Origin of the sequence: Paenibacillus baekrokdamisoli (assembly GCF_003945345.1) — a bacterium.
GTDB lineage: Bacteria > Bacillota > Bacilli > Paenibacillales > Paenibacillaceae > Paenibacillus_Z > Paenibacillus_Z baekrokdamisoli.
In genome coordinates this window covers 3,433,814-3,445,195 of the sequence record NZ_AP019308.1, presented here as the reverse complement: position 1 = coordinate 3,445,195, position 11,382 = coordinate 3,433,814, and the positions used below count along the sequence as shown (strand labels likewise).

Sequence of the window (11,382 nt, the reverse complement as noted above, 5' to 3'; positions counted from 1 at the left end):
TCATGTTAGCAGTGGCGAAAATATAAAAGAGTTCAATTTCAGAATTTTCGGAGGGATTTAGAATGCCTTTACCAATTATACCACTGGATGATTTTCTGGGCTTATCAACAGATGACCAAGTGGAGAAGCTGAAGCAGTGGAAGATGGATTATACGCTTAAGGATATTCGTGATGCTTGGGGCTTCAAACATTCAGCTCAATATTACATGCTGCTTAAGAAGCTGCGAATATATGAACGGGTTGTGAATAAATCAGACAAGTTCTCACCAGAACAACTGCTGTCCTCTCGTAATGGAGCAGATCACTATGTTTCGGCTGCCTATGTGACGCATGAGCGAAGTCTTCCTGCCGATCAATTCGGTTATGAGCTCAATACGACATTAACCGGACCGGAGCTGGCTGATAAGCTGGAGCGGCTTGCTCATTTCTTGAAGGGTGAGAATAAGGTGGTTACGATTAAGCTTTCCATAACCGCGGCTGCTAAAGTTCCCGATCCATCGAATGATTCATTTGACCAATAAAATAGCTGTCTGAGAGATAAAAAAGAAACCGGCTTAGAAGCAGCGGTTTCTTTTTTCTAATATATGGTCGAATAATGTTACTAATTGTCACAAACTGTTAATAAGTAGGTTTATTAAGCGCGAAGGCGGCCAAGCTCAGATACGAGTGCTTCAACTTCACTAATACTGAATTTTTCTTTACTCGCTATGAGATCGTAAATATCTTTCATATCCTCGTACTTGTCCATACTGAAGTTTGATGCTTGCATGGCTGCTCCAGAAGCCATTCTTAATTTAGTTTTAATCGCTTCTATCATGAATTCGACATTTTCAGCTGTCGGTTGATCTAAATTTTTCATTAATATAGGACCTCCTCTTCTTACCTTTACGGTTGTTCGTATTGTATCATGAGCAGGATAGTAATCGCTACCTGGCTTCATTTGTAGCTTGGCCCCCTTTTCTGTACAATTAGAAGTAAGGTAATGATCGATAATCATTTTTGTGCTTCTAAGGGAGCTCGCTCTTCCAGAAGCATCTTAGTAAATTCTGCAAAGACGTTAAGGAGTAATTATGGTCAATCGTTCTAAAGCACGTAGAGACACAATCCATGAACAGCATCTTCGTGAGAAGGTTGACATAGGCGGTGTTCGATCGTTTTTTGATAAGGTGGCTTTGATGCATCCCGATAAGTCTGGGCTTGCTATTGTATGCATCGGAACGGACCGATCGACGGGGGATTCTTTTGGGCCTTGGATTGGAACGATGCTTGAGGAGCTTGGCTGGCCAGTTGTCAGGGGTACGTTGAAGGAACCATGGGATTCAACTCGTTATGAAGCGAGCGTCCTGGATATGCCAGCATCGCTTCCCGTTATTGCGATTGATGCCTGCCTTGGCAAGATCGATGATGCCTGTCGCTATCTCATTTCCGAGGGTCCGTTATATCCGGCTCGTGCTGTTGGCAAGAATCTGCCCCCAATCGGCAATTATAGCCTGGAAGGTATCGTCGCTCCGCTTAGTGTGAAGCCATACTGGAGTCTGCAAAGCGCATCTTTATATGAAGTAATCGATTTGGCTCGTGCTGTCACAGATGCCATACATTCCGCTTGGAGACATAAATAGGTTCGATTCAGAGAGGATGATAGCAGATGAGCGAAATATCAATAGCTAATCAAATCGTCACCGCTTCCGGAGGACGTCAAATCGCCTATTTTGACTCTGGCAGTCAAGGGAACAAAGGCGGGTCTTCTGAACCCGTTATCGTACTGTTACATGGTTTCTGTGGAAGCTCTGCTTATTGGGAACGAATTGTCCCCCTGTTGGAGAACAAAGGTCGAATTATCGTACCCGATCTGCGAGGACATGGCCGAAGCTCAGCTCCCGAGGAGCAAGTTTACGAGATAGATGCCTTTGCGGATGATCTGCTGCTGCTGCTGAATGAGCTTGGTTTGGAAAGTGTCAGCTTATTCGGACATTCTCTCGGGGGCTATGTAGCGCTTGCTTTTGCAGAGCGCAGCCCAGATCGTCTGAAGTCCCTCAGTCTTGTTCATTCTACAGCGAAGCCCGATAGTGAGGAAGCGAAGAAGAATCGGGATAAAGCAGCTGCAGCCATCCAGGAGAAAGGTATTCATCCTTTTGTGGACGGATTAATACCGAAGCTGTTCGCACCTAAGCATCTCGAATCCATGGAGCCAATCGTGAAGCATATCATTGAAATTGGTTATGGTACTTCGGGTGCTGGCGCTGCGGCAACAGCTCAAGGAATGAAGACACGACCAGATCGAACAGGCGTGCTCTCTCAATTGCATATCCCACTGCTCCTTATCGCAGGTTCTGAGGATGCAATCATTCCGGCTGAGAATACGTTTACGACTAAAGGTCCGCATGTAACACAAGTAGTGCTTGATGGATCCGGTCATATGTCCATGGTGGAGTCACCGGCGGCGCTTGGAGAACGTATTTCCGCTTTTATGAGCTATCTATCCACGATCTAGTCAGTGGCAGGGAGAGGCAGAGGATAACGATGTTTGAAAGAGATTATTTCATGCGGATGATTGGGCAAATGGGTCAGGTCATGGGACAAATGATGGGGCTTCGCAAAGAACAGAAACAGGAAGAAGCACTTTTTGTTATTGACGATTTGTTTAATCAGCAATTTCGGTTGAATGGCAAACTAATCCGTTCCTTGTCTGATGTCGATCTGATAAGAATTTTAACCACTAATGGAGTCGTGGAGACAGCTAATTTGCACGCAATTGCCCTGCTGATGAAGGAAGAGGGCGAGATTCTAGAAGAGCTTGGACGCTTGGATCAAAGTTACGTCAGTCGTTTGAAGGCCTTTCATTTGTTCATGCGGCTTGCTCTGCTGGATGCACCGTTATTGCTCCGTACACCATCTGAGGAGGCCAACGATCTTGCGCTCCAATTAAAGGCCTACGAGCTGCCTGAGGCGACAAAGCGGCTTATGTTTGAATGGTATGAAGCCGACGGACGATATGATCAAGCGGAGAATGTACTCTATGAATTGCTGGTGGATGGTATGCTCCTGCAGGAGGAAGCGGATGACTTTTATCGCCGCCTGCTGCTGCTCCCAGATGAAAGGCTTATAGAAGGCGGTCTTCCAAGAGATGAAGTTCTCGAGGGACGCCAACAGGTATCGACCTCAAAGATTGTTTAGGAGCTGAATGAGAGAAGATGGAACAATGGCAAGAGAATATACAGCAGTGGATAGAAAGCGGCAGCCTTCGTCAAGCGATATTCAGTCAGCTAAGACGCAAGGATGCAAGCATTCCGGCAAAAACAGTCATCCGTCCCATTGAGCTAAAAGGGAATAGACATATTCAATTTGAATATCATTTTCAAACGAAGGTTACCCATGAGAACGTGCCGCAAGCAGAAGCTTATGCGCGAATTATTGAATGGCTGGAGCAGCACTACCGCCAAGCCTTGTTCAAGACGAATGAAGCAGACGCGCAGCTGCTTTTCTCTAAGAAAGGCAAAGCAACGATGCTAATCAAGCCAGCAACAGCCAAAGCTGCGGGAGAATCACTCGCTCATAACCGGCAAAAGCAGCGCGTCGTTCAAGAAGGAGAACTCATTCCTTTCATGATTGAGCTTGGCATTATGACGAAGGATGGACAAGTCCATGCTAAGAAGCAGGATAAGTTCAGGCAAATTAATCGGTTTCTCGAAATGGTTTCCGATGTTCTGCCGAATCTGCCAACGGATCGAGAAATCAAGATTGTTGATTTTGGCTGTGGCAAATCCTACTTAACCTTCGCACTCTATCATTTGCTTGCGATCAAGCAGAAACGTCAGATTTCAGTTGTAGGACTCGATTTGAAGGAAGATGTTATCGCTTTTTGCAAGGAGCTTGCTAATAAATTAGGCTATGAGAAGCTGCATTTTCAGGTTGGCGATATTGCACAATATGAGGATCAGTCTGCTGTTGATATGGTGGTCACTTTGCACGCATGCGATACGGCTACCGATGCAGCACTGGTGAAGGCCGTTGAGTGGGGCGCTTCTCTCATCTTATCCGTTCCTTGCTGTCAGCATGAACTATTCCGTCAAGTAGCCAATGAAGGGTTGAAACCGCTTCTATCCCATGGCCTGCTGAAAGAACGTTTCTCTGCGCTTGCTACCGATGCAGTGCGCGCTCAACTACTTGAGGTTCTTGGTTATAAGACACAGCTTCTGGAATTTATTGATCCTGAGCATACACCCAAGAACATGCTGATTCGAGCTGTTCGAGGCGCTGCAAGTGAAACCAAGCAAAAATGGGACGAGTATGTGGCATTTCGAGATATGCTGCGCCTTTCGCCCTACCTGGAGCGAGCTCTTGCTAGCCGTTTACAAGAGATAACGACTAATGTTAAATAAGAAGACGCAAGTCATTGTCGAATAAATGCGGACTGTGATAGAATAAGAGAGTATGGCTAGTCCCAGGTCGATAATTTCTACTATATAAATCGTGATTGGGTGGAGTGTTGTGGGACTATTGACATGGTTAGACATAAGCCTCTTTCTTATTCTATTCGTATTGTTTGCTTATGTATTTGTTTACAATGTGATTACACGCTTACATAAAGTCTATCTGCTCTTCCACTTCTTTATGATGATCTGGCCGCTCGGTCAAGTCGCAGTTCACACGACAGACAATCCTCAACTCCAGCTCACCTACATCACGATATCGTTTGTCGGCTTATCTATGATTGGGTTCGGATGGCTTCTATTCTCCAACTTCTTAATCAATCAGTCTTATATGCCTCGACGAAGATCGCTGTTTTACATGGTACTGCCTGCACTTCTAGTTGCTATTGGAATAGCTTCGAATCCATGGAACTCCTTTGTTGAGGCTGTTGATGGTCGGTACGAGGAACGAATATATGGGCCAATCTTTTGGTTAATGCTTGCTGTGCTATTAGGCTACTTTATCTACTCGCTTTGTCTATTATGGCGTGCGTCCCATTCAGTCTCGACGATTCAGGATCGCTCGCAAATTGCTAATGCGCTTCTTGGTATATTTATTCTTATTTTTTTCACAGTATTGGATTTGACCCTGAACGTCCTCCTTGATCCTTGGCTTCCAGTTATTCCTGGGCTGACCTCACTTGGTATCGTGCTGTCGGACATTTATTTCATTATCTCGATTCAGAAGCATCGTATGTTTGACAGGAGTAAAATCTCACAACAGCTTGTTGTGGATACGATTGCTGTCGGTATCCTTGTTCTTGATAATCAGGATCATGTCATCGAGATGAATCCTAGGGTGGTCCCACAGCTTGGCATAAAGCTTGGAGACAGACTGGATATGGACAATATAATGGTTTCTTTTTCATCCAATAATCAGACGGAAGAATTTCTTCAAGCCTATTGGATGAATCCCTTTGAACGACTGCAGACCGAAATTTGTTTCAACAATGCAGACAAGCCAAATCACTTGTCCCTGAATGTTGCGCCGATCATTGCGGATAAGCGAATAATCGGAAGAGTAATCACGTTCCAGGATATCTCAGAGCTTCGGGGACTAATCGACGAATCCAAGAAACAATATGTGGCGCTTCAGGAGCGTAATCGAGCGCTCATGTTTATGCAAGACGAGCTGTTCCAAGCGAATCAGAAGCTGGAGAGAATGGCCATTACAGATGGGCTAACCGGCTGTTTCAATCGCAGATACTTAATGCAGCAGTTAGAGCATGAAGTGATGATCAATGTACGCTATCGCATTCCATTTGCTATTTTTCTTTTTGATATCGATTTATTTAAAACGGTTAACGATCGATACGGACATCCGGTTGGTGATGAAGTTATTAGAAGAACGGCTGACATCGTCCGTTCTGTTCTAAGGAGAACAGATATATTAGCTAGGTATGGCGGCGAAGAATTCACGGTTTATTTGCCGCATACGAATCGAGCACAAGCGGAAATGCTGGCACAGAGAATCCGAACAGCAGTAGAAAGCAATAAGATACCGTCAGGGGTCGAGAATACACAGATTTCTGTGACCATTAGTATGGGAGTTATTGCTATCGAAGAACCATTGGATGTTCAACTTCTAGATGCTAAAGCATATCTGCGCGAGCTGTTCGTCAATGTGGATGCAGCCTTATATAAAGCTAAGGATAATGGTCGTAATCGAGTTGTGAATTTCTAAGAGAGCGGAGGGAGCGAATTGTCGCACCAAGGACGTATTATAGCAGTAATGATTGCGATCGGCATGATACTGTTTACGACTGGGCTGAACTACTGGTCGAGTAAGACCCATGGTTGGATATCAGTCTCAATTGGTGCGGCCATTTTCGCTGCAGTTGCCTTACCGTTATCGTGGATAATTGGCCGTAAGTATGATCAACTCAAAATTGATTCCTTCGTAGATTGCGTAACTGATATATACAACCGTAGATTTGTCGAACTCAGCTTCCCGAAGCTGAGTTTGCAGGCACAGCGCAATCATAAGAGATTATCCGTTATTCTAATCGATGTGAATGACTTTAAAGAGGTAAATGATCGCTTCGGACATGCGCGAGGGGATATGGCACTTAAGCTTATTTCACAGACATTGAAGGATTGCTCGACTAAGGGAGAGATTGTTGCAAGGTGGGGCGGAGATGAATTCATCATGATCTGTCCCTATGCCGATGATAAAAGTATAGACAAGTTATCTGCACAGCTTCATGAACAATTATTGAAGCTCTCTCAGCAATCTGGTTTACTTCTTTCAGTATCACTTGGAAGCGCAGTTTGTCCTGTAGAAGGTTCTAAGCTCACTCAGCTTGTGCAAACAGCTGACAAACGAATGTACGCTCATAAAGTGATAACCAAACGGATAGCTGCCGAGCCGGAAATAAAACAAGCCTAGCAGACTATAGCAATGTGATTAAAGGCGGGAGTACACACATGAGAAAACTACACATTCACTCCGCTAAGCCGGGAGATAAATTAGCTCGTGCCATATTCCAAGAAAATGGGAACATATTGCTTGGTGTTGGTGTCGAACTAAATGAACGATTTATTATGCGCTTAACTTCTCTTGGCGTCGATATACTTTATATCGATGATCCGATGACAGAAGACTTGGAGCCGACTAGCGCAATTCAAGACAATACACGAAAACTTGCGACAGATGCGGTATATAAGACGATGAGTACGCTTATTGACCAGCCAGTAATTAGAGGCCGAACGATAGCGCCTGAGATGGGACGATCCTTTCGTAAAGTGTTTGGCGATATTATGCAGGATCTGATTACGCGTGAGAATGTGATGGTGAATTTGACCAACATTCAGGTAGCAGATGGTTACCTCTTCCAGCATTCCGTGAATGTCGCGATTCTCGCAGGTATTATGGGACTGGCCAAAGGATATAACCGTAACCAGCTTGAAGAGCTCGGCATGGGTGCATTACTATTCGATATTGGAATGACACGATTGCCAAAAGAATTGCTGAGCAAGACGTCGCCTTTTAGCAGTGCAGAACGAATCGCTATGGAGAAGCATACAGAAGAAGGCTTCAATATTATACGTGCGCAGCATGATATATCGCTGCTGTCTGCTCACTGCGCTTTTCAGCATCATGAGCGATATAATGGATCCGGATATCCACGACAGCTCAAGGGTGACGCAATTCATGAATATGCACAAATCATCGCTATAGCTGATGTGTACGACGCGTTGACATCGCCGAGGCCTTATCGTAAACGACACACACCTTCGGAAGCGATAGAATTCTTGTTTGCTGCCGGTAACACATACTTTGAACTAGAGCTGATCAAGACCTTTTGTAAGCATATCTCGATCTATCCGGTTTCGACAACGGTAAAGCTAAGTTCGGGACAAATCGGGGTTGTTGCGCTCAATAATCCATTAGCGCTTCATCGGCCGATTGTCAGGATACTGCGTGAAGCGGATGGAACTACACCAGCTGCACCCTATCAAATTGATCTTAAGGATCAGAATAGTCTATTGATTATTGAAGAGCTATAAGCTCACTAACTTTATAGCATCGATAATAGCAAACTTGTCGAAAGGCAAGGACGCAAAGCTAAAGGATCTAATGTTCTTAACGGAACGATTGATAGCCTGGCTGCCGAAAGCACTCATCTCAAATGAGGTGAAATGAGCGGCTTCCTGGCGATGGAAGGTGCTTTTTCTGTTTTAATACTAGTTGAACCTATAGGAGGTACAGAGGATGACTCATTCAACTGGATCTAACAAAGAAACATATAATTCGGGCAAGCAGACTTTCTCCTCCAATGCTCTCTTGCATAGCCGGACAGTTGTAGAGAAAGAGGGCTATGTATCCACAGGTATTTTGACGCATGTCGAGGGTGAAATGATGGAGATCGAGATGACGGAATTCAAGTCTTTCGAGTTGAGTAATCCGGTCAACCTAACGCTGTATTCACCTGTTGGCATTCATCGGTTACAATCAACGGTCATTGCGAAGGCTGAAGGATCAATCGCTGTTATTTTTCCGGCTCGCTCGCTTATTGGGCTGGAGGAGAAAAGGGAAGCTCCGCGGTTTGAGGTTAATCATAGGGGGAAGCTGAGTCGCTCCTTAAAAGATACGAGGGAGACAGTGAATGGTCTTGAGGTCATCGAAGTCACAGATGTATTGCCACTGTCCGTAAGGAATATTAGTTCCACAGGTGTTGGCTTCGTGTTGGAGACCATAGATGAGCTTAATACGGATGAGTGGCTGGAAGCGACCATCCAATTGGGCTTCGAGCTTAGCTGTAAGCTTGAGATTGTTCGAAAAGAAGAGGGAAGTGGGCAAAGCTTTTACGGCGCAAGGTTTCATGACATTAATGAGATTCAGCAGCGTTCTCTGCGTGCTTTTCTGCTTCGTGAACATATTGCTGCTTACTATCGCAGAAAGCACATTACTGCAAACCAGCGGTTTAAAGGGTAGTAATAGTCAAAACATAAAAGGCGCTGATGGGTCGCTTGGACCAATCGCGCCTTTTGTTGTTTGAAGTCATTGCTGTTCCGTTTAAATGTCACGTCTAAGTGCTCGAAGTACATCAATTCGAGTTGCTCTTGCAGCAGGACGCATGCCGGAGATAATGGCAACGCCAAGACTAATAACTACACTGACTAGTGTTAGCGTTAAGGGGATATCCGAGAAGATAAAGTTCGCCGGTGGTTTACTGTCCAGAACAGACGATAAGATCGGTGGTACGACTTTGTTTATGATTGCACTAAGGGCATAAGAAATGACAGCACCTATAAAGACACCGATCAAACCGATTCCAAAGCTCTCGAGTAAGAAAATGCTTCGAATGGTCCTTGGATGCGCTCCGATGGCTTTCATAATTCCGATATCCTGCGAACGCTCGGTAACAGCCATAGTCATGGTGTTATAGATCCCGATTGAAGCGATAAGCACGGCAATGGTACCGACAAAAATCAATCCGATTTTCATCACAAGAAACACAAGATCCATTTGCTTGATTGAATCAGCGACCGAATAAATTTCGAAATGCTGACCACGCAGAGCTTTGGAGATCGAGGTAACCTCCTTCGCACTATCCGCGTAAACCTTAATATCTGGTCTGTTTTCTTCAATTTTCGGAAATAACTTGCTTTGGAAAGTATCAGAGAGATACATGTTTCTGCCTTCGATCCACTGCTTAGCTGGCTTTTCCATAATTCCTACAACGGTAACCTTTATCGTTGCTAGATCAATTTCCTTATTGCTGTTTTGGTCAAATCCCTTTGCATGGAGGGTTACTGTTTGTCCAATCGGGTTTTCGGGGTAAGCTTCTTTAGTTCCGGTTTTTATTAAGTTTTTGGCAAAATCGTAACCGACAATCGTTTCGTTCTCATTGATGGGCATACGGCCCTTCGAGAGCTTGAGTCCGGATTTGGTTTCCTGTTCAAAATCGGTGACTGTGACGGAAGTAGATGACTTATAGCCGTCGATTTCCGTATCACCATGTGCCATTCTCTGCGTGGTAACGGCCTTGACATGGTCCATCTTTTTCAAAGCATCGATATCGGATTGCTGTGGAGCATTGTAGGAATCGCCACTCTTCTTGGAATGAACTTGAATTTGGGTTAGGTTTTGATCTTCAAGTACTTTATTGACGATACTCTTCTGCAGGCCGAAGGCAACGGACGCAATCATGATTAAGAAGGAGCAGCCCATGGCGGTGGCGAGTATAGTCATAAAAACACGCGATCTATTTTTCTTCATATTTTGCCGAACGAAACGGATTTTATCTTTCATTTTCATCATTTTACAACCTCCAGCTTACGGGGTTCTGCTTGGTTTAGCAGCTTGCCGTCTTCAATTCGCAATTTTTTATGCCCAATGGAGGCGACCTTATCATCATGTGTGATAATGAGCAGCGTTAGCTTGCTCTCCCGGTTGAGTGACTGGAGCAGCTGCAGGAATTGTTCCTCGTTCTCACTGTCCAAGCTCCCCGTTGGTTCATCGGCAAGAATGATGGGTGGATTGAGAATAAGAGCGCGGGCGATGCCGACTCGCTGCTGCTGCCCTCCTGATAGTTCACTTGGATAATGGTCGCTATAATCCGCGATGCCTAGACGATCCATCAGTTCAAGCGTGAGCTTACGGCGAACACTTGGGGCTGTACCCTGCAGCACGAGTGGGAGCTCAACATTCTCATAGGCAGTCATACTCGGAATGAGCTGGAAGTTCTGAAACACAACACCGACGTGGCGTCTGCGAAAGTCCGCCCATTGTCCCTCGCCGTAGGCGGTTGTGTCTTGACCGGCAATCGTAATACTGCCGCTGGTAGGTCGGATGAATCCGCCCACAATATGAAGCAGTGTGGATTTGCCAGAGCCGCTGCGCCCGATTAACGTTGCAATCTCACCGCTTTTAACGGTCAAATCGATGCCTCTAAGAACAGGCACCTCCCGCTCACTACCCTTTCGCCCAAGCTTAAAAGCATGTTCAATTTGTTTAAGTTGTATCATTGATCTTGATCCCCCTAAAAGTTTTTGCGTGGCTCTGCCTGATCAGCCTGATTAAGGCATGATCGAGCGAAAACTACATCGGAAGCATAATCTTAAGTTTTTGCGTGGCTCTGCCTGATCAGCCTGATTAAGGCATGATCAAGCGAAAACTACATCGGAAGCATAATCTTAAGTTTTTGCGTGGCTCAGCCTGATCAGCCTGATTAAGGCATGATCAAGCGAAAACTACATCGGAAGCATAATCTTAAGTTTTTGCGTGGCTCTGCCTGATCAGCCTGATTAAGGCATGATCAAGCGAAAACTACATCGGAAGCATAATCTTAAGTTTTTGCGTGGCTCAGCCTGATCAGCCTGATTAAGGCATGATCAAGCGAAAACTACATCGGAAGCATAAGCTTAAGTTTTTGCGCGGCTCTGCCTGATCAGCCATTGTTATCGT

General features: G+C 45.1%; 12 protein-coding genes and 1 riboswitch. Of the genes, 9 read left to right on the top strand and 3 right to left on the bottom strand.

From position 1 onward, the window contains the following. The first annotated feature begins 62 nt into the window (after positions 1-62). On the top strand, positions 63-521 hold the full coding sequence (locus EKN16_RS15550) for a hypothetical protein (RefSeq protein ID WP_125658877.1): 459 nt from the start codon (positions 63-65) through the stop codon (positions 519-521). Between the two features lie 113 nt (positions 522-634). Here EKN16_RS15550 and EKN16_RS15545 read toward each other — a convergent pair whose 3' ends face one another. Next, positions 635-859: a DUF1128 domain-containing protein gene (locus EKN16_RS15545; RefSeq protein WP_125658874.1), complete on the bottom strand. Its 225-nt coding sequence runs from the start codon at positions 857-859 to the stop codon at positions 635-637. Between the two features lie 211 nt (positions 860-1,070). Between EKN16_RS15545 and yyaC the strand changes: the two genes are divergently transcribed. The 8 genes from yyaC (at position 1,071) to EKN16_RS15505 (ending at position 8,907) form a co-directional block, all read left to right on the top strand. Then, complete coding sequence (yyaC, locus tag EKN16_RS15540; RefSeq protein ID WP_125658871.1) at positions 1,071-1,619, top strand: spore protease YyaC; 549 nt, start codon at positions 1,071-1,073, stop codon at positions 1,617-1,619. A gap of 26 nt (positions 1,620-1,645) precedes the next feature. Continuing rightward, entirely contained in the window at positions 1,646-2,491 is an 846-nt protein-coding gene (locus EKN16_RS15535) for an alpha/beta fold hydrolase (protein WP_125658868.1), read from the top strand. Positions 2,492-2,520: 29 nt separating this feature from the next. After that, the gene (locus EKN16_RS15530; protein WP_125658866.1) at positions 2,521-3,174 is read left to right on the top strand and encodes a DUF6483 family protein; all 654 of its coding nucleotides are present in this window, start codon (positions 2,521-2,523) and stop codon (positions 3,172-3,174) included. 17 nt (positions 3,175-3,191) lie between these two features. Then, entirely contained in the window at positions 3,192-4,379 is a 1,188-nt protein-coding gene (locus tag EKN16_RS15525) for a class I SAM-dependent methyltransferase (RefSeq protein WP_125658863.1), read from the top strand. A 109-nt stretch (positions 4,380-4,488) separates the two neighbouring features. Then, the gene (locus EKN16_RS15520; protein ID WP_232016449.1) at positions 4,489-6,153 is read left to right on the top strand and encodes a histidine kinase N-terminal 7TM domain-containing diguanylate cyclase; all 1,665 of its coding nucleotides are present in this window, start codon (positions 4,489-4,491) and stop codon (positions 6,151-6,153) included. 18 nt (positions 6,154-6,171) lie between these two features. Further along, the gene (locus EKN16_RS15515) at positions 6,172-6,858 is read left to right on the top strand and encodes a GGDEF domain-containing protein (RefSeq protein WP_125658860.1); all 687 of its coding nucleotides are present in this window, start codon (positions 6,172-6,174) and stop codon (positions 6,856-6,858) included. Between the two features lie 38 nt (positions 6,859-6,896). Then, a complete protein-coding gene (locus EKN16_RS15510; RefSeq protein WP_125658856.1) occupies positions 6,897-7,979 on the top strand; it encodes an HD-GYP domain-containing protein in 1,083 nt (360 codons plus the stop codon). A 17-nt stretch (positions 7,980-7,996) separates the two neighbouring features. Next, a riboswitch (cyclic di-GMP riboswitch) is annotated at positions 7,997-8,087 on the top strand. A gap of 97 nt (positions 8,088-8,184) precedes the next feature. Further along, the gene (locus EKN16_RS15505) at positions 8,185-8,907 is read left to right on the top strand and encodes a PilZ domain-containing protein (protein WP_125658853.1); all 723 of its coding nucleotides are present in this window, start codon (positions 8,185-8,187) and stop codon (positions 8,905-8,907) included. Positions 8,908-8,988: 81 nt separating this feature from the next. Here the strand turns inward: EKN16_RS15505 and EKN16_RS15500 are convergent, their stop codons facing one another. After that, positions 8,989-10,236: an ABC transporter permease gene (locus EKN16_RS15500; RefSeq protein ID WP_232016447.1), complete on the bottom strand. Its 1,248-nt coding sequence runs from the start codon at positions 10,234-10,236 to the stop codon at positions 8,989-8,991. Beyond that, complete coding sequence (locus EKN16_RS15495; RefSeq protein WP_125658851.1) at positions 10,233-10,943, bottom strand: ABC transporter ATP-binding protein; 711 nt, start codon at positions 10,941-10,943, stop codon at positions 10,233-10,235. The genes EKN16_RS15500 and EKN16_RS15495 overlap by 4 nt, the downstream gene beginning before the upstream one ends. Positions 10,944-11,382 lie beyond the last annotated feature (439 nt).

Excerpts from the sequence above, each read along its gene's own strand:
- EKN16_RS15495 (WP_125658851.1), bottom strand. The coding sequence starts at position 10,943 with ATGATACAACTTAAACAAATTGAACATGCTTTTAAGCTTGGGCGAAAG.
- EKN16_RS15500 (WP_232016447.1), bottom strand. The coding sequence starts at position 10,236 with ATGATGAAAATGAAAGATAAAATCCGTTTCGTTCGGCAAAATATGAAG.
- EKN16_RS15525 (WP_125658863.1), top strand. The coding sequence starts at position 3,192 with ATGGAACAATGGCAAGAGAATATACAGCAGTGGATAGAAAGCGGCAGC.
- EKN16_RS15510 (WP_125658856.1), top strand. The coding sequence starts at position 6,897 with ATGAGAAAACTACACATTCACTCCGCTAAGCCGGGAGATAAATTAGCT.
- EKN16_RS15505 (WP_125658853.1), top strand. The coding sequence starts at position 8,185 with ATGACTCATTCAACTGGATCTAACAAAGAAACATATAATTCGGGCAAG.
- EKN16_RS15535 (WP_125658868.1), top strand. The coding sequence starts at position 1,646 with ATGAGCGAAATATCAATAGCTAATCAAATCGTCACCGCTTCCGGAGGA.
- EKN16_RS15550 (WP_125658877.1), top strand. The coding sequence starts at position 63 with ATGCCTTTACCAATTATACCACTGGATGATTTTCTGGGCTTATCAACA.
- EKN16_RS15530 (WP_125658866.1), top strand. The coding sequence starts at position 2,521 with ATGTTTGAAAGAGATTATTTCATGCGGATGATTGGGCAAATGGGTCAG.
- EKN16_RS15545 (WP_125658874.1), bottom strand. The coding sequence starts at position 859 with ATGAAAAATTTAGATCAACCGACAGCTGAAAATGTCGAATTCATGATA.
- yyaC (WP_125658871.1), top strand. The coding sequence starts at position 1,071 with ATGGTCAATCGTTCTAAAGCACGTAGAGACACAATCCATGAACAGCAT.